At 58.2% G+C, this 21,414-nt stretch carries 20 protein-coding genes; 11 read left to right on the top strand and 9 right to left on the bottom strand.

The genetic code is table 11. From position 1 onward, the window contains the following. Window positions 1-69: 69 nt before the first annotated feature. From AAHA41_RS11975 to AAHA41_RS11965, 3 genes are read right to left on the bottom strand one after another with little or no spacing between them, the layout of a single operon-like run. A complete protein-coding gene (locus AAHA41_RS11975) occupies window positions 70-2,622 on the bottom strand; it encodes an MlaD family protein (protein ID WP_323069689.1) in 2,553 nt (850 codons plus the stop codon). 55 nt (window positions 2,623-2,677) lie between these two features. Beyond that, a complete protein-coding gene (locus AAHA41_RS11970; protein WP_041207739.1) occupies window positions 2,678-3,280 on the bottom strand; it encodes a paraquat-inducible protein A in 603 nt (200 codons plus the stop codon). Beyond that, window positions 3,264-3,890 carry a paraquat-inducible protein A gene (locus AAHA41_RS11965; RefSeq protein WP_139474311.1) on the bottom strand — a complete coding sequence of 209 codons (627 nt, stop codon included), beginning with the start codon at window positions 3,888-3,890 and terminating at the stop codon, window positions 3,264-3,266. The genes AAHA41_RS11970 and AAHA41_RS11965 overlap by 17 nt, the downstream gene beginning before the upstream one ends. A 147-nt stretch (window positions 3,891-4,037) precedes the next feature. Between AAHA41_RS11965 and prpB the strand changes: the two genes are divergently transcribed. From prpB to AAHA41_RS11950, 3 genes are read left to right on the top strand one after another with little or no spacing between them, the layout of a single operon-like run. After that, window positions 4,038-4,925: a methylisocitrate lyase gene (gene prpB, locus AAHA41_RS11960; protein WP_323069747.1), complete on the top strand. Its 888-nt coding sequence runs from the start codon at window positions 4,038-4,040 to the stop codon at window positions 4,923-4,925. A 10-nt stretch (window positions 4,926-4,935) separates the two neighbouring features. After that, the gene (gene prpC / locus AAHA41_RS11955) at window positions 4,936-6,063 is read left to right on the top strand and encodes a 2-methylcitrate synthase (RefSeq protein WP_323069686.1); all 1,128 of its coding nucleotides are present in this window, start codon (window positions 4,936-4,938) and stop codon (window positions 6,061-6,063) included. A gap of 10 nt (window positions 6,064-6,073) precedes the next feature. Continuing rightward, window positions 6,074-7,519: a bifunctional 2-methylcitrate dehydratase/aconitate hydratase gene (locus AAHA41_RS11950; RefSeq protein ID WP_323069684.1), complete on the top strand. Its 1,446-nt coding sequence runs from the start codon at window positions 6,074-6,076 to the stop codon at window positions 7,517-7,519. Between the two features lie 258 nt (window positions 7,520-7,777). Here AAHA41_RS11950 and AAHA41_RS11945 read toward each other — a convergent pair whose 3' ends face one another. Continuing rightward, the gene (locus AAHA41_RS11945; RefSeq protein WP_323069683.1) at window positions 7,778-8,506 is read right to left on the bottom strand and encodes a hypothetical protein; all 729 of its coding nucleotides are present in this window, start codon (window positions 8,504-8,506) and stop codon (window positions 7,778-7,780) included. 258 nt (window positions 8,507-8,764) lie between these two features. On the opposite strand from AAHA41_RS11945, the gene AAHA41_RS11940 reads away from it, so the two are divergent. Together AAHA41_RS11940 and AAHA41_RS11935 are read left to right on the top strand one after the other, a co-directional pair. Then, complete coding sequence (locus AAHA41_RS11940; protein ID WP_042030967.1) at window positions 8,765-9,100, top strand: polyhydroxyalkanoic acid system family protein; 336 nt, start codon at window positions 8,765-8,767, stop codon at window positions 9,098-9,100. A gap of 261 nt (window positions 9,101-9,361) precedes the next feature. Further along, on the top strand, window positions 9,362-10,792 hold the full coding sequence (locus AAHA41_RS11935) for a wax ester/triacylglycerol synthase family O-acyltransferase (RefSeq protein WP_323069681.1): 1,431 nt from the start codon (window positions 9,362-9,364) through the stop codon (window positions 10,790-10,792). Between the two features lie 92 nt (window positions 10,793-10,884). Here the strand turns inward: AAHA41_RS11935 and AAHA41_RS11930 are convergent, their stop codons facing one another. From AAHA41_RS11930 to AAHA41_RS11915, 4 genes are all read right to left on the bottom strand, one after another. Then, a complete protein-coding gene (locus AAHA41_RS11930) occupies window positions 10,885-11,673 on the bottom strand; it encodes a hypothetical protein (protein WP_323069680.1) in 789 nt (262 codons plus the stop codon). 25 nt (window positions 11,674-11,698) lie between these two features. After that, a complete protein-coding gene (locus AAHA41_RS11925) occupies window positions 11,699-12,340 on the bottom strand; it encodes a TetR/AcrR family transcriptional regulator (RefSeq protein WP_041207755.1) in 642 nt (213 codons plus the stop codon). Window position 12,341: 1 nt separating this feature from the next. Beyond that, on the bottom strand, window positions 12,342-13,529 hold the full coding sequence (locus AAHA41_RS11920) for a patatin-like phospholipase family protein (RefSeq protein ID WP_071910129.1): 1,188 nt from the start codon (window positions 13,527-13,529) through the stop codon (window positions 12,342-12,344). An 81-nt stretch (window positions 13,530-13,610) separates the two neighbouring features. After that, window positions 13,611-14,183: a phasin family protein gene (locus AAHA41_RS11915; protein ID WP_042030972.1), complete on the bottom strand. Its 573-nt coding sequence runs from the start codon at window positions 14,181-14,183 to the stop codon at window positions 13,611-13,613. A 248-nt stretch (window positions 14,184-14,431) separates the two neighbouring features. On the opposite strand from AAHA41_RS11915, the gene AAHA41_RS11910 reads away from it, so the two are divergent. Further along, complete coding sequence (locus tag AAHA41_RS11910) at window positions 14,432-16,405, top strand: SDR family oxidoreductase (protein WP_323069678.1); 1,974 nt, start codon at window positions 14,432-14,434, stop codon at window positions 16,403-16,405. 84 nt (window positions 16,406-16,489) lie between these two features. Here the strand turns inward: AAHA41_RS11910 and AAHA41_RS11905 are convergent, their stop codons facing one another. Then, window positions 16,490-17,365 (bottom strand): alpha/beta fold hydrolase, encoded by an 876-nt coding sequence (locus AAHA41_RS11905; RefSeq protein WP_323069677.1) that lies wholly within the window; start codon window positions 17,363-17,365, stop codon window positions 16,490-16,492. A 169-nt stretch (window positions 17,366-17,534) separates the two neighbouring features. On the opposite strand from AAHA41_RS11905, the gene AAHA41_RS11900 reads away from it, so the two are divergent. The 5 genes from AAHA41_RS11900 to AAHA41_RS11880 all read left to right on the top strand — a co-directional run bounded on the left by AAHA41_RS11900 (window position 17,535) and on the right by AAHA41_RS11880 (window position 20,825). Then, entirely contained in the window at window positions 17,535-17,837 is a 303-nt protein-coding gene (locus AAHA41_RS11900; protein WP_042030978.1) for a YebG family protein, read from the top strand. A 252-nt stretch (window positions 17,838-18,089) separates the two neighbouring features. Next, the gene (locus AAHA41_RS11895; protein ID WP_323069676.1) at window positions 18,090-19,370 is read left to right on the top strand and encodes a tyrosine-type recombinase/integrase; all 1,281 of its coding nucleotides are present in this window, start codon (window positions 18,090-18,092) and stop codon (window positions 19,368-19,370) included. 538 nt (window positions 19,371-19,908) lie between these two features. Further along, window positions 19,909-20,106: a hypothetical protein gene (locus AAHA41_RS11890; RefSeq protein WP_323069675.1), complete on the top strand. Its 198-nt coding sequence runs from the start codon at window positions 19,909-19,911 to the stop codon at window positions 20,104-20,106. Between the two features lie 29 nt (window positions 20,107-20,135). After that, on the top strand, window positions 20,136-20,315 hold the full coding sequence (locus AAHA41_RS11885) for a hypothetical protein (protein ID WP_323069674.1): 180 nt from the start codon (window positions 20,136-20,138) through the stop codon (window positions 20,313-20,315). Between the two features lie 159 nt (window positions 20,316-20,474). Beyond that, window positions 20,475-20,825, top strand: coding sequence for a DUF3653 domain-containing protein (locus AAHA41_RS11880; protein ID WP_268017306.1), 351 nt, complete (start codon window positions 20,475-20,477; stop codon window positions 20,823-20,825). Window positions 20,826-21,414 lie beyond the last annotated feature (589 nt).

Here is a 21,414-nt window from a genome sequence, read left to right as displayed (position 1 = left end):
AAGTGCAGCAGGTAAAAATGAACAAGCCCGGCATTTGGCCGGGCTTGGATAACAATGTGAAGAGAGGGATCAGGGTTTGATGCGGGGACTCCACTCCTGCCACTCCTTCTCGGCCTTGCCGTAGAGGGGATAGCTGTGCCCGGCCTTGACGGTCGGCCCCATCTCTTTTTCCGGTGTATTGAAGGCAATGCCGCCGGCAAGCAGGCTCTGCACCGTCTCAACCTCGATAGTGCCACCGGTCAGGCCAATGTCCGCCTTGACCCCGGAGACATTCCAGAAGCGGGAGTTGGCACGCACCAGATGGGCATACTCCTGCTCAACATTGACGTCGATCACCACCTCGCTGCCATCGCGGGCCAGTGCTACCTTGGTAACACTGCCGACCACCATCTTGCGAAACAGCAGCGGGCTGCCAACCGAGAGGCCATTAACCGACGGGCTTTTCAGGGTGAGGGCCAAACCCGCAGGGCCGCTCTGGCTCAGGGGAAAGCTGTTTCGGCCAGCCCCTTGACCGGGCTCGGCCTCAACAAAGGCCCCCTTGATCAGGGTATCGAGATGGGCGACCCCGCCCAGACCCAGCTTGGCCTGCACCAGGGTAAAGCGCGCGCCGGATTGCAGGAAACGCTCGGCGTACTGGCCATCCAGCTCGGCTTTGAAGATCACCTGACCCAGGGTCGGCTCCAGCTCAATCTGCTCAATCTTGCCGATATCAACACCGCGATAGCGGATCGGGCTGCCAACCCCCAACCCCGGGTTATTCTCAGCCACCAGTGACAGCGTGCGGATCTTCGCCTTTGCTTGCTCCTTGTTGTCAAACAGCTGATGGCTGCTGCGGCCATTGGCCAGATAGTCGAACTCGATGGCACCGCGCAGCAGAGTGCCAAGATTGCCAACTTTTACCTGCACACCATCGACCCGTACCCGGGTGTCGATGGCCGGTTTTTTCCAGAATTGCGGTTGGCGGGCGAGGAGAGGGGCGTAGATGCCGTCAATCTCGAGCTCGATCTCCACACCCTCTTTGGCGGCGCGCAGCTGTTTCACCTTGCCCGCTTCCAGCCCCAGATAGAGCACGGGAGAACCGATGCCGATGCCGTCTGCCTGATCCGCCTTGAGCAACCAGCGTTGCGGCTTGGCATCACGGGTACCGAGCAACGCCAGCTCCTGATTGGGGTAGAGGCGGTTGATCCGCTCGCCGCTGCTCGCCTGCACCAGCTTGATGCCACCGCTCAGCCAGGCACTGGCCGGGCTGGCCTCGACCTTGATACCGCTCAGATCAGCATCTATTTGTAGCGGCGCAGCGCGATAGAAACGGGCACGGTTCAACAGATGGGCGTAAGCGGGCTGGAGCTGCAGGGCCACGCTGGCATTGCCGCGCCCATCGAGATCGAGCTGGCTGATGCGACCAACCTGCAGCCCCTTGTACCAGATGGGGGCATCCTGATTAAGACCGGCTAGATCGTCCGCTTGCAGCGTCACCTTGATGCCATCTTGTGGTGCCCGATCGGTCAGCGCCATCTTGGCCACTTCTTGGCCTGCCACATAGTCAAGGCGAATGGCTGGGCCGGAGAGCAGCCGATCGGCATTCTTCACGCCGGTCGGGGAGAGAGAAACGCTCTCCCATACCAGCTGACTCTTGTCGGTGATGCGATATGCCTGCTCCGGATTGATTAGCGCCGTCACCACCCGCCCCTTGTCGGTGAGATGGATGGGATCAACGCGACCAATCTCGATTCCTTCGAAGAGAATGGGCATCCCCTCCTTGATGGGCAGATCGCCCGCCACGATATCGATGCGCTTGCCGCGCGCCGCTTCTGCCAGCCCCTTGTAGAGGACGAAGGTTTGTCCTTTCTCCGACTCGGGAGACGCTTTGGGGGAGTCAAAGGCGATGCCGCCGCTCAGAATGGAAGTGAGGCTGCCAGCCTCAACGCTGACACCCGCCAGACTGAAAGAGCCCTTGATGCCACTGATGTTCCAGAAGCGGGTATCGGCTTTGACCAGATGTTCAAAACGAGGCTCGATCACCAGATCCAGAATGACGTTCTGGTTGTCCTGACCCAGGCGGGTATTGATAACGCTACCCACCTCGATGCCGCGGAAATAGAGCTTGGCACCGATACCGACCGAGCCCAGCGAATCGGCGGTGAGGTGCAGCATCCGCCCCTGCGCCTGATAACCGGGGGGAGGGCCGTCGAGGGCATCAAACTTCTCCTGCAGCGGGTTGCTCTCGCGCCCAGGTTGCAAGTTGATGTAGTTACCGGAGACCAGGGTATCGAGACCGGAGATCTCGGTCAGCGATGCCTTGGGGCTCACCAGCCAGAAGTCGGACCCCTTGCGAATAAGCGGGCGGGCACGGCTGTCAATCTTGGCCAGCACCGCAATGCGGCGGCCATCCTCGGCCAGCTCCAGCTCCTGCACCACCCCGATGGCAACCCCCTGATAACGGATCTGGGTCTTGCCCGGCAAGATGCCGTTACCCTGAGCGAAGTTGATCTGGATAAGCTGGCCGCGGCTCGCTATCTGTTGATAGAGAAAGCCGCCAGCCAGCAGCAGAGCGATGAGTGGTAACAACCAGACTGGCGATAGCCAGCGGCGCTTTTCGATGACGGGTTCAGCCCCGATCATAGTGACTCCTTATTGACCGGGCGCAGCCGCCCATCAGACAGAAACAGAAAACGCATCAACGGGCCGCCTTGTCCCAAAGCAGCCGGGTATCGAGCATGCGGGCCGACATCATGGTCAACACCACCACGCCGGCAAAAGCGGTTGCGCCGGGACCGGCGCGGACGCTCAGCATGACGCCACGATCGACCAGCGCCACCATCAGCGAAATGACAAATAGATCCAGCATCGACCAGCGGCCGATAAAGTCGATCACCCGATACATCAAAAGCTGGCGTTTGCGCCGCACCGGTTTGGCCCGTTGCAGCTGCCAGCAGATCCACGCCAACCCGATTATCTTGCCCACCGGTACCAGTATGCTGGCGGTGAGCACTATGGTGGCAATCCCGCTCATCTTGCTGCGATAGAGCATCAGGATCCCGCTGAAGATGGTATCCGACTGCAATAACCCCTTGTTGTAGAAGTGGGTGATGGGCAACAGGTTGGCGGGGAGCAACATAAAGGTGGCCAGCGCCAGCAAGCCCCACGACCAGGCAAGAGAACGGGGAATACGCACCTGCAACTTGCTGCCACAGCGCGGACAGACCTTGCCAGCCTGATAGCGCACCAAGAGGCCACAGGTATGGCAGCCGCAGAGCCCCATTTCACGGGCGCTGGTCATCGCCTTCCTCCTTGAGCGGGATCCGATCCCAATAGGGGGCCGGATCAAAGAGGATCAGCAAACTCATGTTAAGCAGCATCAGAATGCCGAGGCTGAGCAGCCCACCACCCAACCTGACATCGGCGATATCGATCAGTTTGAACAGGGCAACCAGCAGGCTGACGATATAGACCTCCAGCATGGCCCAATGACGAAACACTTCGACGGCCTTCAAGGTTGGCGCAAGGAGATGCCAGCGTTTGGCCAGGCCCGATGCCAGCGCAAAGATCCCGGTCAACAGACCGATGGGGGCCAGCACGGCGCACCAGAGCACCAAGGAGGCAACCCAGAACTCCCCCTCGCCAAACAGCACAAAAATCCCGTGCAACAAGTTGGCATCGGAGTTGACGCCAGCCAGCCGCAGATAGATGAGGGGTTCGAAAAAGGCGGAGGGGAGCAGCAGAAATCCGGTGATGGTCAGCGCCATCAATTGAGAGGGACGAAAAGCATAACGGCCATAGAGATGCTGGTGACAGCGAGGGCAGTGGGCATGACGACGCAGCGGCAGCGCCTTGCGCTGGATAAGCAAGTCGCACGCCGGACAGACGATCACGGAACCGGGCTCCATCATACAATTCAACCTGTTGAAGCAATTGGTGAAATTTACCCTAAAACCGGTTCCCTGTCTTGCCTGCCTCCTTAATGTTACGAAAGTATAATTGACGTTAACGTAAACGTGATATTAGATGGTCAAACCAGACAGATGAAAGGAGTCATGATGTCCAGTTTGCCCCCCTCGGCAGGGCTGCGTTTTCGCACCGCCCTTGCCAACGAAAAGCCACTACAGATCGTCGGCACCATCAACGCCTATATGGCGCTGATGGCCGAGCGCAGCGGCTTTCAGGCGATCTACCTCTCGGGCGCCGGTGTTGCCAACGCCTCCTACGGCCTGCCGGATCTCGGCATGACCTCCCTCAACGATGTGCTGATCGATGCCGAGCGGATCACTGCTGCCACCCGAGTGCCGCTGCTGGTCGATATCGATACCGGCTGGGGTGGGGCATTCAACATCGCCCGCACCATTCGCGCATTCGAGCGGACCGGTGTCGCCGCTGTCCATATGGAAGATCAGGTGGCCCAGAAGCGCTGCGGTCACCGTCCCAACAAGGCGGTGGTGTCGCTGGAGGAGATGTGTGATCGGATCAAAGCGGCAGTGGATGCTCGCGAGAATGGCGAGTTCGTCATCATGGCTCGCACCGATGCGCTGGCGGTGGAGGGGATGGAATCTGCTCTTGAGCGCACCGCCGCCTATGTGGCCGCCGGGGCAGACATGATCTTCGCCGAGGCGGTGACCGAACTGGCCCAGTACGACCAGTTCAAGCAGGCGGCCCAAGTGCCGATCCTCGCCAACATGACCGAGTTCGGCAAAACCGAGCTGTTTGACAAGGAGCAGCTCGCCGCCCACGGGGTCGACATGGTGCTCTACCCCTTGAGTGCCAACCGCGCCGCCAATCAGGCCGCCCTCAACGTCTATCACCATATTCGCCAGGATGGCCATCAACGGGCCGTCGTGGAGACCATGCAGACCCGGGAGTCGCTCTACGACTTTCTCGGATATCACCACTACGAGCAGACACTGGATCGTCTGTTTTCAGCCAAGGAATAGGAGGCAGCTTATGGGACAACAGAAACCGTTGGGCGGGGCAGGTCTGCGCGGTCAAAGCGCAGGGGAGACCAGTATCTGCACCGTGGGCAAGAGCGGCACCGGGCTTACCTATCGCGGTTACGACATCAAGGAGCTGGCCGATAGCGCCCAGTTCGAGGAAGTCGCCTATCTGCTGCTCAAGGGAGAATTGCCGAGTAACCAGCAACTGGCCGACTACAAACGCGAGCTGCGCAGCTTGCGCACGTTGCCGGCGGCGCTGCTTGAGGTGCTGGAGCGCATTCCCGCCGATGCTCACCCCATGGATGTGCTGCGCACCGGCTGCTCCATGCTCGGCGATCTGGAGCCGGAAGATGGCTTCGAGCATGAACACGAAGTAGCGGATCGGCTGCTGGCCGCCTTTCCGGGCATTCTGATCTACTGGTACAAGTTCAGCCACGAAGGAGTTCGCATCGCCCTCGACAGCGACGAGGAGTGTATCGGCGGCCACTTTCTGGCGCTGCTGCACCAGAAGGCGCCAAGCGAGCTGGAGCGTCGGGTGATGCATGTCTCCCTCATCCTCTACGCCGAGCATGAGTTCAACGCCTCCACCTTTGCCGCGCGAGTCTGCGCCTCAACCCTTTCTGACATGTTCTCCTGCATCACCGCCGCCATCGGCACCCTGCGCGGCCCGCTCCACGGCGGCGCCAACGAGGCAGCCATGGCGATGATCGAAGATTGGCAAGACGAGACGCAGGCAAGGCGCGAACTGCTGGCCAAGCTGGCGGCCAAGGAGAAGATCATGGGCTTTGGCCACGCCATCTACCGCACCTCGGATCCGCGCAACGTCATCATCAAGGCGTGGTCGGCCAAACTTGCCGAGGCGGTGGGTGATGATCGCCTCTATCGCGTCTCCTGCGAGGCGGAGAAGGTGATGTGGGAGGAGAAAGAGCTCTTTCCCAACGCCGACTTCTTCCATGCCAGCGCCTATCACTACATGGGGATCCCGACCAAGCTGTTCACCCCCATCTTCGTCTGCTCGCGGGTCACCGGCTGGTGCGCCCACGTGATGGAGCAGCGCGAGCACAACCGGATCATCCGTCCGAGCGCCGATTATGTCGGCCCGGCCCCCCGTCACTTTGTCTCTCTACAACAACGATAAGGAAGTCACGATGTCCGCCAACGTCGACGTCAACCACAGACCAGACCCCGATCAGGTGCTGGTCGATATTGCCGATTATGTCTGCAACCACCCAATTACCAGCGAGGCGGCCCTCGACACCGCCCGCTACTGCCTGATGGATACGCTCGGCTGTGGCCTGCTTGCCCTGCGCTTCCCCGAGTGCACCAAGCACCTTGGCCCCATAGTCCCCGGCACCCTCGTACCCCATGGCGCCCGGGTGCCCGGCACCCAGCTCTGCCTCGATCCGGTCAAGGCGGCCTGGGACATCGGTGCCATCATCCGCTGGCTCGATTACAACGACACCTGGCTAGCCGCCGAGTGGGGTCACCCATCCGACAATCTGGGCGGTATTCTCGCCACTGCCGACTGGCTCTCCCGTACTCGCGTGGCAGAGGGGAAATCACCGCTCACCATGAGCGATGTGCTGGTGGCCATGGTCAAAGCCCACGAAATTCAGGGGGTGCTGGCGCTGGAGAACTCCTTCAACCGGGTCGGTCTCGATCACGTGGTACTGGTCAAGGTCGCCAGTACCGCCGTGGTGACTCATATGCTGGGGGGAACCCGCGATCAGGTGATCGATGCGGTATCCCAGGCCTGGGTCGATGGCCAGAGCCTGCGGACCTACCGTCATGCCCCCAATGCGGGTTCCCGCAAGAGCTGGGCGGCGGGGGATGCCACCTCCCGCGCAGTGCGCCTCGCCCTTATCACCATGAGCGGCGAGATGGGCTACCCCGGCGTACTGAGCGCGCCAAAATGGGGCTTCTACGATGTGCTGTTCAAGGGCAATCAGTTTGCCCTGCATCAGGGGTACGGCAGCTATGTGATGGAGAACGTGCTGTTCAAGATCTCCTATCCCGCCGAGTTCCATGCCCAGACCGCGGTAGAGTGCGCCATGAAGCTGCATGGGCAGGTGAAGGGGCGGCTCGACGAGATAGACCGTATCGAGCTCACCACCCACGAGTCGGCCATTCGCATCATCAGCAAGGTCGGCGCCCTCAACAACCCGGCCGATCGGGATCACTGCCTACAGTACATGGTGGCGGTGCCGCTCATCTTCGGTCGCCTGATCGCCGAGGATTACGAGGACGATGTAGCCGCCGATCCCCGCATCGACGCGCTACGCGGCAAGATGGTGGTGCAGGAGGACAAACGCTACAGCCGTGAATATCTGGAGGCGGACAAGCGCTCCATTGCTAACGCCATCCAGATCTTCTTCAAGGACGGCTCTCACACCGCCAAGGTGGAGGTGGAGTATCCGGTCGGCCATCGCCGCCGGCGGGAGGAGGGGATCCCGCTGCTGGTGGAGAAATTCCAGCACAATCTGGCCACCCGCTTCCCGGCCAAACGGGTCAGCGACATCCTTGCCCTCTGTCAGGACGGGCCACGACTTGCCGCCACCCCGGTACACGCCTTTATGGATCTGTTGGTGATCTGACCGATATCTACCGGCAAACAGCGATAAACGAAAAGCGGGCCCATCGGCCCGCTTTGTCGTCTGGCAACTCTTATCTGGCAACCTCTTGCACAATCAGACGTTCAGACGTTGCTGATTCTGTCTGTTACCAACGATCGGGCCTCGCGTTTTTGTCGTGTCACCACCACGGCAACGATCCGCTTCCCGCGAACAGTTTCACTGGTGCAACAACATCTCATTTCAACTCGATTTATTTGCAACAATCTTTGTCTACCGAGCTTAAGCCAGCACGCTGCTATCACCGCTAAAGAGCGCCGTCATGATCGCCGTCTCGCGACTGGCGATGGTTTCAAGAAACTCGTTGGCCCCCCCCATGTGATGGCACACCTGATAACCCCGCTCGACAAAGGAGAAGAGCTCGCCAAGCCCCGCCAAATGGGCCGGGCCCGAGACCAGCTTGAGGGTTGCTCCCAGCAGCGGCTTTCTCGCCAGCCGATCCAGCGTCATACCAAGCTGGCTCACCAGCGCAATCTGATGCTCCCGACGAGCCTGCTCACCCACGGCGCGATAGGCAATGGTGTAGTGTTCGGCGGTGATGGGATTGAGCCCGCCAATGCGGCGCAACGCCACCACCATCAGGTAATCGAGCTCTTCGGAGAGGGCGTCGAGCTCGATCGCCTGCGCCAGCACCTTGTGGCCGGACTCCGGCAACAGCCGCTCTGCAGTTGGCATTACCCGCATCACGTCGGCATCGCGGCGAGCACTGTCACCCGGCCCGTAGAGATCGGTCAGAAAGAAGCGGGCGGCCGGCCCATAACGGTCGCTCTCCAGTAAATCCCTGTGGGTGCGCCCCAGCCGGTCGGCCTGCCACTGACGCAAGCAGTCCCGATCCTGCATATCTTGCGGATGGCAGCGCATCTGCTCGCGCAAAGCCGCCACCCGATTGAGCTGGCGATAGAGCTGACCAAGGGTGCTCTCGTCATCGGGGGAGTGGGATTGATGGGTCATCGACAGCTCTCTGATTGTGTGGGACTGGACGGAGTTATAGATTCGAAATAGACAACCGAATGAAAAACAAACAGTTTTTACACCTTCTTCACTGCCAAGTGTAGCCTGAAGGTGGCCGGGAATAAATCCTGCGCCACGCCAGCCCTTGCCATGACGGCAGACACTGTTAAGTGAGTCCCATTTATGTAAATGACTCTTTCACTTGTTGTGAACATGTGTTTAATATCAACAGATATGTCATTACCCTGAGTACTCATCATGTTTCTATACGATTCGCTCGCTGGCAGTCGCGGGCTCTCAACCATCCAGATCAGCCGTCAACACCCCCTGGGGTTGGCTGGTGCCCGGGTGGCCGCAGAAGCCATCGCCCAGGACATGTGCGAAAACTATCAACTGGATTGTGAATGGGCGGATGAAGAGGAGACCGAATTGCGGTTTCGTGGCTCGGGCGTTCATGGTTCGCTCATTCTCGATGAGGAGAATTTGCAGCTCGATGTTCATCTTGGCCTGATGCTGCTGCCGGTACGCAGTGTGCTGGAGCAGGAGATCCTCGATTATGTGGAGAATCGATTACCCTGCCCGAAACGGGTATGAAACCAATTTCACCCGCCATTTTAAATAGCGGTGAAGAGAGTAAGACATGTATTGAACAGGCTATTTCTGCTCGACTCTCTGCTTATTGTTCGGTGAATGTTTAGCAATGCATTTTGGATATTTAATATAACCATCACTTTTCGTACTTAATATTTCGAGCCGGCCTGACCACCTCATCTTTAATTACGTTTTCCGCTCATTGCGAGATGAAGGGAGAAGGTTTCTGGCTGTCTCGACAATTTCATTTTGCAGGGAAACAGCATGCCAACGAGTGAATTTATCTCTTGCGTTGATACCGCATGGCTACGCATGGACAGACCCAACAACCTGATGCAGATCATCGGCGTTCTGATGTTTGAAGGGCAGCTTGATGAAGAGCGTCTGCGCAACGGGTTGCGCCACACCATTTCGGTACAGCCCCGCTTCCACCAGCGGGCCGTGCTGGAGGGGGGATCCTACTGCTGGCGCCATGATCCCGACTTCGATCTCGACCAGCACCTCAAGCGGGTGATCCTGCCCGGCAAGGCGGGCAAAATCGAGCTGGAGAAGCTGGTGGCCGATCTCGCCTCGACCCCGCTCAACCACCAGCGTCCCCTGTGGGACATGCACCTGACCGACACCTCGCTGGGCGGTCAGGCGCTGGTGGTGCGCATCCACCACGCCATGGGGGATGGCTTCTCGCTGGTGCGGGCCATGCTTACCATGATGGACAACTCCCCGCAGCCGGTCACTCCCATCCGTCCCAAAGTGGCGCCGGAGCCCACCGATGAGGAGGACGATGACGACACGCCCCACGGCAGCAGGCTGGTCAAGGCGGGCCTCAAGCTGACCGGTACCCTCTGGTCCAAATATGTCGAGGTGCTGACCCATCCCACCAAGGCGGTGGATTACCTCAAAGCCGGTCGCGATGTGGCCAGCGAGCTGTGCAACATTGCGACGCTGGGCGATGATTCACCCTCCCGCCTCAAGGGCAAGACGGGCAGCAGCAAGCGGGTTGCCTGGTCGGAACAGATCCCGCTGCCCGACATCAAGGCGGTGGGCAAGGTGCTGGGCTGCTCGGTCAACGACCTGCTGATCGCCGCCACCACCGGTGCGTTTCGTCACTACCTGGAGGAGAAGGGTGACGATGTCGACAACATCGAAATTCGCGCCCTGGTGCCGGTCAATATGCGATCCCCAGACGATGACGGTGCCCTTGGCAACCGCTTCGGGCTGGTGGCCCTCGATCTGCCGCTCGATATCGCCCATCCGCTGCAACGCCTCTATGCGGTGCGAGATCGGATGCAGGCGCTGCGCAGCTCGCTGCAACCTGTTGTGGTGCTCAATCTGCTCCATGGTCTTGGCATGGCGCCCAAGGCGGTACAACAGCAGGCGGTTGATCTGCTGGCGGCCAAAGCCAGCGCGGTGATCACCAATGTGCCGGGGCCGCAGCAGACCCTCTATCTGGCCGGTGCGCGCCTGCGCCAGCCGCTGTTCTGGGTGCCACAGGCCGGGGATATCGGCGTCGGCGTCTCCATCCTCTCCTACGATCACGGTGTGCAGCTGGGGCTTATCACCGACAAGAAGCTGGTACCGGATCCTGATCAGGTTGTCGACCGCTTCGCAGTGGAGTTTGAACAACTGCTACTGCTGGTGTTGCTGGAGCCGGAGCTGCTGTTCGACCCGAACGGCCTTGATGCGCTGCTGGGCTGATCCGGCACATAAAAATCCCGATAAAAAGGGGCCAACCCGCGGGTTGGCCTCTTTGCTATCTGTTGCCTGACGCTGCTGCGTAAAGCCGGGGATTAATCCTCCAGCTCTTCGCGCGCCGCCTCCACATCGAGGCGCTCCATCGCATCCATCGGCTCACACTCGGCCGCTTCGGCATAGAGAGCTTCGGCCGCTTTCAGGCGGCTTTTGCCATGCAGCATCACCTGGGCATTGGCATACTCCATCCGCGCGATGGCGGAGTCGGGGATCAGTGCCAGCGCCTCCTTGAAGTGACGCTCGGACTCCTCCTTCTTGGCGCCATAGGTGAGGCCGCCGATCATGGCGCCCAGCTTGTCGACGATCTCTGCGTGCCATGCACCAAAGGCGATATGGGCTTCCGCGTGGTCGGGTTCGATCTCCAGCGCCTTCTCCAGACTGGCCTTGATCTTGTCGCCAATGCCCTGAGAGAGGGCTTTGGAGATGGAGATCACCTGGCTGTAACGGCCAAGGGCCAGAGCGTGGAAGTACCAGGCGTTGGCATTGTCCGGCTGGCGTTTTTGCAGCTTCTCGGCATGGCTGGCCGCCCGCTCGAAGGCGGCACGCTTGGCATACTTGTCCTCCAGCAGGTAGCTGGCGTGGATCACCAGCGCCTTGTTCGCCACATTGAGACCCGCCTCACCGGCCGCTTCGCCAAGGGCGACGGCCTGGGCAAAATCCCCTGCGTGATAGGCCCGCCAGGCATCCTGTACCTGCTCATCTTCCGGCCATGGCTCGGCATCCCCCTGATGGAGGCGTTCCCAGTTATCGGCCAGCTTCTGGCCGGCATAGTCATAGGCCACATCCGCGTAGGGGAAGGGGACGAATTCGAGTTGTGAGGTGGTCATGCTTGTTCTCCCTGTAGCATTTGAGTCAAACCTTTTCGGTGTATTGGTGGGCGAGAGCGCCCAGATGAACACGGGCATCGTCCCGCAGGTAGGGGGCGACCAGCTGCATCACCTGAAAGACACCCAGTGCAATGTCGGCGTCGCTCCGGGGGTGCAGTGCCCGCTGGTACGAGATCCAGAATGTGCCCACCAGCGCCACGTTGGCAGCCAGTGAACGCAGCTGTTGAGGGCTTCCCTCCATCAGGCCGACCGTCTGCAGGTGAGTGCAGATGGTGATGGCTGTCTGCTCCTTGCGGCGCAGCAGGGCGGAGAAGCGCTGCTCGACCCGATGGTAGCCATTCATCAGGGTGGAGATATCGTAGTAGAAGAAACGGTATTTCCAGATGGCTTCAAACATCAGGTGGAGGAAGAGCCAGATATCCTCAGGCTCATCGGACGGGGCACTGACCGCATCGAGCAGGCGCTCCATCTCCTGCTCGAACTCGTCGAACAGGGCATTGACGATCTCCTCCTTGTTGTGGAAGTGGTAGTAGAGATTTCCCTGGCTTATCTCCATCTCGGCCGCAATGGCCGAGGTGGTAACGCTGGGTTCGCCCAGCAGATTGAAGCGGGCGAGGGCAGTGGTCAGGATCCGTTCCCGGGTACGGCGTTTGGGCTTGCGATCCATGCTACTCCTTCACGTGTGGACGACGTACGCCACGGCGATAACGCCTGGCGAGCCAGTGTTGCAGCTGTTCCAGCGACTTGTCGAGGGCCGCGACTGATCCACTGCTGGGGGCCAGCAGGGTGCGGTCGGGGTCGGCGAGCGCCTTCAAATTGAGCTCGAAGCCATGCCTGGCCAGGATGGGGGCAAGCTCGTGGCGACGCTGCCAGAGATCACGACGGGTGTGCTGGAAGGCGTGTTCGCACAGGCGACGCCGATCCCGATAGCTGAACACATTGGTAAAAAACATCTCGCCATCGGCGGGGGATGGTTCAAACAGCAGTGCGTCGGCGTTGGGGTATTGGTGGCGATAGCGATCCATCCCCACATGCATCCGCGAGTGAATGATGGCGCGGAAGGTTTGGGCCAGCACCACAGGCAAACCGCTATCCACCAGATTGGTGGGCTCTCCGGCCGCCATCCCGGCATCGAAGGGCACCAGCGGATTGATGCAGAAGACCAAATCTGCCCCCTCCTGCAGCGCCACCGAGGCGTGCAGGGTCTTGATCAGGGCGCCATCGACATAGTAGCGGCCATTGATCAAGGAGGGAGGAAAGAGGCCGGGCAGCGCCGCTGAGGCCTGCACGGCCGCCGAAATGGGCACATCATCGAGCCCCGGCCCGCCAAAGGCGACCGGATGGCCGGTATCCAGCTCGGTCGCCACCACGAACAGGCGGCGGTTTAGCTGGCGAAAATCGTTGCTGCGACCAGGACGGGAGAAGAACTGGGTCAGGATGCGATCCACCCCGCGATTGTCGAACAGCCCGGTCGGGATCGCCCTGGAGAGGCCCTGCAGCGATTCAAACAGGCTGCGTTTCCAGGGGGCAGCCAGATAGCGCATCAGACACTCCAGCGCCAGAGGCGGGATGGAGCCGAGTCGCAAAGCGTATTCACGAAAGGCGGGACGCAGCAGGGTGGCGGGATCAAACATCTCGCCGGAGTCATCGCTGAGCAGTATGCGCACCAGCTTCTCTGCCGAGATGCCGTTGGCCAGCGCCGATGCCACCACGGCACCCGAGCTGACGCCGACATAAATATCGGCATGTTCAAGGCGCAGGCCGCTGATGCTGTCGGAGAGGGCAGCGCAGGCACCGATCTCGTAGATGCCACCGAGCGGCCCGCCACCGGCAAGGGCGATTGCTACCGTACTCATAGAGCCTCCTCCCTATCCATAGAAAACCGGCCCAGCGCTGGGCATGGGCCGGTGATGCTCACTCTTTGCCATCGAGACGGATTACGGCAGAACGCTCTCGGCCTTGGCCTTCACCTCTTTGACTGCATCTTCTGCAGCGGAGAGGAGATCAGCAGCCTGCTCAACCACAGCCTCTTTAGCCTTGGCGACCGGCGCCTTCTTTACCGGCGCTTTCTTGACCGGCGCTTTTTTCGGAGCTGCCGGTTTGGCTTCAGCGGCCGGAGCCTCTTCGTCCTGGGCATCCAGCAGCTGCTGCACCACTTCGGTCAGCTCGGCCATGCGCTTGGAGAGCTTGTCGATGTCCTTGCGAGTCGGGATACCCAGACTGGCTACGGCGCGGGCAACGCGATCTTCGAACACCTGCTCCAGGCGGCCCCAGGTACCGGCAGTCTTGTCGGCTACCGCAGCAATCTTCTCGTCAGCACTTTGACGGGTTTTGGCTTGCAGCGCTTCACCTTCCTGCACCAGCGCTTCAAAAATCTTGCCGCCCTCTTCCTGCGCCTTGGCATAGGCGCCCAGGCCGGCCAACCAGATCTGCTGGGTGGACTCTTTGATGGTGGAGGTGAGTTGGTTGTCGGTCACTGAACCTGCCAGCGCTTTAAGTTTTTTAGCCATGATCTTCTCCTTGAATAACGACAGATAAATGTAATGGCGACAACGAAACTGCAATCGGGTTGTGGCATTACTGATTTTTCAACTTCAGTCTAGGGACAAAAAATAGAGGGTTCTACCTAATAACGGAACAGGCACACCACCGAAATTAGGGTTTGCTCACGAACCGACAATCAAATTGCGGATTTCCATATGAATCGTGATATATCTAACAACCTAGTAACACCCTAATCAGTAGCAGGATTCTCTCTATGAACTATTTCATTACCGGCGGTAGTGGTTTTATCGGGCGTCGATTGATCAAAAAGTTATTCCAACTGCATCCCGACTGTACCGTCTATTTTCTGATGCGCTCTTCTCATCAGGAAAAATTGCCAGAGCTGTTCTCATTCTGGCATGTGGATGAATCGCGCGCGGTCCCGGTTTTTGGCGACATGACGCAACCGCTGCTGGGGGTATCGGTCGAGATACAGGAGCAGTTGATCGGCAAGATCGACCACTTCTTCCATCTGGCTGCCATCTATGATCTCAACGCCAAGGCGGGGATCCAGCAACAGGTCAACACCGAAGGAACCCGTCAGTCCGTGCAGCTGGCCGAACGACTCGCGGCCCGCCAGTTCCACCACTGCAGCTCTATTGCTGCCGCCGGTCTCTTCGATGGTCTGTTTCGCGAGGACATGTTCGATGAGGCCGAACACCTCGACATGCCTTATTTCCAGACCAAGCACGAAGCGGAAGGGATTGTGCGCAATGAGTGCGCAGTTCCGTGGCGAGTCTATCGACCGGGGATCGTTGTAGGTGACTCCAATACCGGCGAGATGGACAAGATCGACGGCCCTTACTACTTCTTCAAGACCATCCAGAAGCTGCGCCGTCTGCTGCCGCCCTGGATGCCGGCCATCGGGGTTGAGGGCGGGCGCATCAATATCGTGCCGGTCAACTTTGTGGTCGATGCCATGGTGCATATCGCCCATCAAGAGGGCGAGGAGAACAAGACCTTCCACCTGACCGACCCCAACCCGATGCGGGTTGGCGACATGCTGAGCACCTTCTCCCGCGCCGCCCATGCGCCAGAGCCTGCGATCCGCATCAACGCCTCTCTCTTTAATTTCATTCCCCGCCACCTGACCGCCATGCTGATGACCATGGCGCCGGTGCGCCGCATCCGCGATGCCGCCATCGCCGATCTGGGTCTGCCCAAGGATGTGTTCCGCCTTATCAGCTATCCCACCCGTTTCGACAGTCGCGAAACCCAGCGGGTACTGAAAGGGACCGGTATCGAAGTGCCGCCGCTGCACAGCTACGCCTGGCGGCTGTGGGACTACTGGGAGCGTCACCTCGATCCCGAACTCTTCATCGATCGCTCCCTCCGTGGTCGGGTAGAGGGCAAGGTCGTGCTGGTGACCGGTGCCACCTCCGGCATTGGCCGTGCAACCGCACGCAAGCTGGCGGGGGCGGGGGCCAACGTCGTTACCATCGCCCGCGACGAGCAGAAGATTGCCGAGACTAAAGCCGAGTTTGCCGAGCTGGGACTGACCATCGAGATCTATCAGGGTGATCTCTCCAATCTGGCGCAGGCCGAGGAGATCACCGCTCGCATCGTGGCCGATCACGGCGGCGTCGATATTCTGGTCAACAATGCCGGCCGCTCCATCCGCCGCTCCATTGAGGACTCCTTCGATCGCTTCCACGATCTTGAACGCACCATGCAGCTCAACTACTTCGGCGCGCTCAAGGTGATCATGGGGGTGCTGCCCACCATGATCGAGAAGAAGAAAGGCCACATCATCAACATCTCCTCCATCGGGGTGTTGACCAATGCACCGCGCTTCTCCGCCTATGTTGCCTCCAAATCTGCCCTCGATGCCTGGGTGCGTACCGCCGCCTCCGAGTTTGCCGACAAAGGGGTGAGCTTCTCCATCATCAATATGCCGCTGGTGAAAACGCCGATGGTCGCACCGACCAAGGTCTATGAGCAGGTACCGATGATGACGCCGGAAGAGGCGGCCGATCTGGTATGCGATACCATCATCAACAAGCACGTTCGTCTGGCCACTCGCCTCGGGGTATTTGGCCAGGTGGTTCACGCTCTGGCTCCGCGCGTCGCCCAGGTCATCATGAACACCAGCTTCCGCACCTTTGCCGACCCCAAGGATGGCGACAAGTCCAAGGCCACCGCCGATCAGGTTGCCGTCTCCACCTTCATCAAGGGGATCCACTTCTAAGCCAGCGCAGTTGCAAGGAAGATAAAAAAGAGCAGGCCCGAACATTCGGGCCCGCTCTTTTAGTTTGAGATGATTCCTTATGGCCTAATTGCGAGCCAGCAGAGTGAGCAGCAGCGCCGTAGTGCGGCGCGAGTAGAGCAGGGTGAGGTGGCCAATCCCCGCCAGCTCGATATCTTCCATTCCCGCCAACCGTTGCCGCTCCTGCGGCATAACCACGTTATCGTGGCTGGTACGCACCGAGATCCCGGGAACGCAGAGAGGCACAGAGGCAAAGCGCTGCAACCAGCCGGAGCCCGGCTCCATCTCCCGCGCATTGGCCCCCACCCCCAGCATCGCCAGCTGGCTGCCCTGATGGGGCGTTGCCAGCGTGATAAGGCTCGCTACCTTGTCGCCACCATGGACCGCCAGATAGTCGCGGCAGACCAACCCCCCCATGCTGTGGCCGATCAGCACCAGCTGGCTGGCACCGGTTGCCGCGAGCACATCGTCGATCCGCTTGGCCAGCAGCGGCACCATCTCGTCGATATGACCAAATGGCGGCGTCAGAGTAATGGTGGCCACCACATGACCCGCAGCTTCCAGCCGGGCCCGCTGGGTACGCCAGATGCCGCGGCTGCAACCATAGCCATGCACCAGCAGTACCGGCCGTCTGCCGGGAGGCAGCCTGTCTGGCGCCATCAGCAGCGGCTCGAAGGGGAGCAACCAGGTAAAGGTGTAGAGGTAGGCGAGCATCTCTCGCGCCATCATCGTCACTCTTGCCGGCATGCCGATGGCCGGGGAGGGATAAAAGCGGGTAAATAGCCAGCTACCGAGTACCACCAGGCAACGCAGGGTGAGCAGGGCCAGGATCACGAACAGCAGAGTGACCAGCCATGAAAAATCCAGTACCAGATGGGCGATGCTCCCAATGAGCAGCACCTCAACCATCAGCAGAATAAACAGGTGTCGTACGATCGTCATGCCCCCATGATCCGGCGACATAGCCATAGAAGTCAAATGACGCTTTTCTACCCTGCAGGCCCCGTCACGCTTGCCCCGATATAGTCCTTTCCCATTACTGTGTCAGGTTATTTGCAATACTGTATATCCATACATATACTTATCTCATCATCACCAGGAGGAGGCCATCATGGCTGTTGAAATCAAATATGTTGTGGTTCGTGGGGGAGTGGAAAAAATGACTTTTGCCAGCAAGAAAGAGGCTGACGCCTATGACAAACTGCTGGATACCGCCGATGAGCTGATGGCACTACTTGCCGGCGCCCCTGTCGAGATGACCCCGGAGCAGCAGGAGAGTCTGGCGTTTTACCTCGCCGAGCAGCGTGATCAGCTGCAAAACCTGCTGCGTGGTGGCAAGGTTGCGGCAACTGGCAACAAGGAGGAAGAGCCCGCAGCCAAGCGCAAGGAGAAGGCGCTCAAACAGGTGGCATAAGCAGTTTTTTGGTGGCCTATCGGGGTAACGGCTTGAACATCATTCACTTAAATTGCATTTATCACCATTTTTCAGGCTATTTACCCCGAGAATTTTTTAACAAAGGTGCATATTGATTGCATAAGGTAATTCAATGCCAGATTTCTGTTTCTGGCTGGTAACCATCCAATCCACCTTTGATAAACCGGGCCTGGCCCTGTCTTTCGGACGATACCACCGGCCATTTCTCTTCATTTTTAACCAAGCAAGACCATGACTCATCAACCCATTACCTTGCCACCGGCCATGCCGCTTTTTGACAATCTCACCTATCTGGAAGAAGGCAATGCTCAGGTTAACCACTACCTCGCCAATCTCAGCCTCAACACAGTGCCTGATGCAGGTCTGGTCTATGAGCTGGCGGTCGACTGGCTGCTTGAACAGCGCCATAGCGAGAACAACTACAAGACCTACCGCAGCGAGCTGACCACCTTTTTGCACTGGTGCTTTTGCGAAGTCGCCATCAGCCCAAAGGCGCTGACCCGGCGCATCATGATGCGCTACCTCGACTACTGCCAGTCACCACCGGAGCCGCTCATCGCCTATCGCAACGTCGCCCAGTTTGTACAGGACAAAGAGTGGGGAGAGCGGTTACCCAATCCCCAATGGCGTCCATTTCTCGGTAAAAAGGAGCTGGGCCAGCCACTGCCATACCGCTTGAGCGAGCCGGCGATGAAGACCAAGCTCGCTATCCTGTCAGCCTTCTTCCAGTTCCTCATTCAGGAGGAGTACATGGATAGAAACCCGGCGCTGCTACTGCAACGGGTGAAAAAGCCCCTTGCACAGGAGGCTGACGATCAGGTGCAAGCCTTCAGCGAACTGCAATGGTCCTACGTGCTGCAGGCTGCTGAAACACTCGCTCAAGACAACCCTGAACAACATGAGCGCAGCCGGTTTCTCGTCATCCTGATGTATGCCTGTTATCTGCGGATCTCGGAAGTGGCGGCCAGACCCGGCTTTACCCCCGTGATGGGGCAGTTTCGTCGTGACAGCAAAACCGGCGTCTGGGGGTACTACATCCCGAGCAGCAAGGGGGGAAAACGCCGCACCGTCGCCGTCTCACAGGCGCTGCTCCACGCCCTCGAACGCTACCGTGCGTTTCTGGGACTCTCGCCCTTGCCGGCCCCCAACGAGCAGACCCCGCTCTTTATCCGTCATAAAGCGGCCGCCCACGGCCGGGAGCAGGGAGAATTGAATGCCAATCTTGGGATCCGTCAGCTGCGCGAACTGGTGCAGGCAGTGATAACCAAAGGTGCCGAACTGGCCGAGCTGGATGGCTTTTATCAGGATGGTGCCGAAATGCGGCAACTGACCCCCCACGCCATTCGCCATACCGGGATCACTCACGACATCAACCTCAACGGTCGACCACTTTCCCACGTACAAGCCGATGCCGGCCACGACAGTATCGACACCACCTCCAAATACCTGCACACCAGCCAGAGCGAACGTCATGAGAGCGCCCAGCAAAAACCGCTCGACAGGTTGCGATAAAGACCCGGATAGGTGAGAGATAACAAGAAGTAAAAATCGGATATAGGACTACCAATGTTGCCGTAATTTTTACGGCATATTCCTGTCAATTGGCGCGAGCGCAATGGCTGCCCACAGCGAAAAGGGGAGCCCAATACACATATTACTCAAGCGTTTTAATAGTGAACGCTTGTCTCAAAATACGGCATTTGTTGTTCCAGAATATCGGCCAAGGGGAGGGGGTTAGGTGATTGCTATTTCGTGGTAACCGAGAGAAATGGCTTGGCGCTTCAGCACAAAGTAGATAGCCATTTCATCTCTACATATCACCCCGATCAGTAATACGGGGGGAATTCCCAGACAACTATGCTCACACCATGCACGGGCGAGGGGTGTTATCTCTTACGAAGTAGGTTTTTTGTCAGTAAGGGCTTGGTTTAACAGCAATTGCCCCAACTTTCATTTAATGCCGATAAAGCTAGTTATCGGCATTAAGCCGTTTACTCTGTGTACAGATAGTCAGGAGGAAACCCAACAGTTTGAAAAAAAGGAAATCCATATGACAGTCGATCATATTGAAAAGTCAGAACACCTTGAGGCATTAGAGGTCTCTCTTCGGGAAGAATGGCATGCCATGATTGCAGCAGGTGCGCCTAAAGCAGACATAATTGCTAAATCCAAAGAATATACCGCTGCGTATTTTGCTAGTCAGAACTCAAGGTGCAAGTTTATCCAGCCTTATCGAGATGGGCGCTAGGTGCCGAACTCTACATTGAGGATGTGAATATGATTGAGCGTTTCAAAATTGAAAATGTGACTGAAGCTGATGCCTTCTTAAGAGATTTTAAAGATGAGTATCGCTCTATGGATGAAGTGATTGTACGGGCACGCGAGCTTGTTCCGGATGACAATCTTCGTATGTACTTCATTAACAAGGCGAAAGAGATTCTTGGCGTCACAGCCTGAGTGGAATTCAGGCGAAACAATCTATCAAGGGGCCTCAGGCCCCTTTGTTCTACCTACAGGCCTGACTGCGCATAATGCGACGTTTTGTTAAATCCCCATCTGAAACCTGCCGATAAGCCAGCCCACGCAATTTTGCTGGTTTATCAGGTATTTAGTTGGATGGAACGAGAGTTGACCAAAAACTTCATTTTTCGTTGGTTTGAGTGCGGTTTATCAATTGAAGAGACGGCCAATCTTTGTTTTGTTTCTGTGAGGCAGGTCACATACTGGGATAAGGGCAAAGAGATCCCACCTGCTTATAAACGGCTTATGCGTATGGCTTCGGGTAGAGAATTGCCCACTATCTGGAAGGAATGGGAAGGCTGGCGGATGAAGAATGATTGCCTTGTCTCCCCGACAGGAGTCACGTACGACAGGCGAAGGTTGGAGGCGATAGCCATCATTCAGGTAGAAAGATCGGAGCGACAAATGGCTGCGTTCTACTGGAGGAAGAAACTAGGCGTTAGCTGACGAAGGGGGCGAGAGCCCCCTTTACATTAAATGCCGCTCATTATGTGGTCTCTGTCTTCTCGTAACAGTTGATCCCTGAACACGTAGCTGCCTTTGATCTTTGATACATCTTTTAGAGTTGGGCCGTGAGCCGCAGTGGCCTCAGCTACCAAGCCCACAACCTTTCCTTCTGATGACAACCCCCAAGCTGCAAGCGGGTAGAGGGCATAATCACCATCAACGAGTGGGTGACGAAAGAACCACCCATCTGCTGGCATAATCTGCTGAATCATAAAAACCTACTGAAGAGTTGCATTGAGCACATGCCCATTAAACCAGATGGGGCTTCAAATGAGAAAATCAAGCCTGTTGAACAACAAGGAAGAGAGTGTAGACCAAGAGTACAAATTGGTTATAGAAGAAGAATTCCCCCCGTATTACTATACGGGGGAGACCGGAGTCAATGAATCAGGAGCAAGCATACCCCCGGTGTCAGGATAGTTGTCGCCTGATCTGATCTATCTACAAGTGAAGACCGGGGGAGGATAAAGAGTGTCGAATGGCTCGTTATTCAAGTGAACGGAAGGCCGCTTTGCTCAAGAAGCTACTG

The sequence above is a fragment of the Aeromonas sp. SER genome (assembly GCF_038739615.1).
Lineage (GTDB): Bacteria > Pseudomonadota > Gammaproteobacteria > Enterobacterales > Aeromonadaceae > Aeromonas > Aeromonas jandaei.
The sequence above is the reverse complement of the archived record's forward strand: the minus strand, read 5'-3'. Positions and strand labels throughout refer to the sequence as shown.

Excerpts from the sequence above, each read along its gene's own strand:
- AAHA41_RS11950 (WP_323069684.1), top strand. The coding sequence starts at position 6,074 with ATGTCCGCCAACGTCGACGTCAACCACAGACCAGACCCCGATCAGGTG.
- AAHA41_RS11935 (WP_323069681.1), top strand. The coding sequence starts at position 9,362 with ATGCCAACGAGTGAATTTATCTCTTGCGTTGATACCGCATGGCTACGC.
- AAHA41_RS11880 (WP_268017306.1), top strand. The coding sequence starts at position 20,475 with ATGGAACGAGAGTTGACCAAAAACTTCATTTTTCGTTGGTTTGAGTGC.
- AAHA41_RS11940 (WP_042030967.1), top strand. The coding sequence starts at position 8,765 with ATGTTTCTATACGATTCGCTCGCTGGCAGTCGCGGGCTCTCAACCATC.
- AAHA41_RS11965 (WP_139474311.1), bottom strand. The coding sequence starts at position 3,890 with ATGATGGAGCCCGGTTCCGTGATCGTCTGTCCGGCGTGCGACTTGCTT.
- AAHA41_RS11905 (WP_323069677.1), bottom strand. The coding sequence starts at position 17,365 with ATGACGATCGTACGACACCTGTTTATTCTGCTGATGGTTGAGGTGCTG.
- AAHA41_RS11910 (WP_323069678.1), top strand. The coding sequence starts at position 14,432 with ATGAACTATTTCATTACCGGCGGTAGTGGTTTTATCGGGCGTCGATTG.
- AAHA41_RS11970 (WP_041207739.1), bottom strand. The coding sequence starts at position 3,280 with ATGACCAGCGCCCGTGAAATGGGGCTCTGCGGCTGCCATACCTGTGGC.
- AAHA41_RS11885 (WP_323069674.1), top strand. The coding sequence starts at position 20,136 with ATGATTGAGCGTTTCAAAATTGAAAATGTGACTGAAGCTGATGCCTTC.
- AAHA41_RS11945 (WP_323069683.1), bottom strand. The coding sequence starts at position 8,506 with ATGACCCATCAATCCCACTCCCCCGATGACGAGAGCACCCTTGGTCAG.
- AAHA41_RS11900 (WP_042030978.1), top strand. The coding sequence starts at position 17,535 with ATGGCTGTTGAAATCAAATATGTTGTGGTTCGTGGGGGAGTGGAAAAA.
- prpB (WP_323069747.1), top strand. The coding sequence starts at position 4,038 with ATGTCCAGTTTGCCCCCCTCGGCAGGGCTGCGTTTTCGCACCGCCCTT.
- AAHA41_RS11930 (WP_323069680.1), bottom strand. The coding sequence starts at position 11,673 with ATGACCACCTCACAACTCGAATTCGTCCCCTTCCCCTACGCGGATGTG.
- AAHA41_RS11915 (WP_042030972.1), bottom strand. The coding sequence starts at position 14,183 with ATGGCTAAAAAACTTAAAGCGCTGGCAGGTTCAGTGACCGACAACCAA.
- AAHA41_RS11920 (WP_071910129.1), bottom strand. The coding sequence starts at position 13,529 with ATGAGTACGGTAGCAATCGCCCTTGCCGGTGGCGGGCCGCTCGGTGGC.
- prpC (WP_323069686.1), top strand. The coding sequence starts at position 4,936 with ATGGGACAACAGAAACCGTTGGGCGGGGCAGGTCTGCGCGGTCAAAGC.
- AAHA41_RS11895 (WP_323069676.1), top strand. The coding sequence starts at position 18,090 with ATGACTCATCAACCCATTACCTTGCCACCGGCCATGCCGCTTTTTGAC.
- AAHA41_RS11925 (WP_041207755.1), bottom strand. The coding sequence starts at position 12,340 with ATGGATCGCAAGCCCAAACGCCGTACCCGGGAACGGATCCTGACCACT.
- AAHA41_RS11975 (WP_323069689.1), bottom strand. The coding sequence starts at position 2,622 with ATGATCGGGGCTGAACCCGTCATCGAAAAGCGCCGCTGGCTATCGCCA.
- AAHA41_RS11890 (WP_323069675.1), top strand. The coding sequence starts at position 19,909 with ATGACAGTCGATCATATTGAAAAGTCAGAACACCTTGAGGCATTAGAG.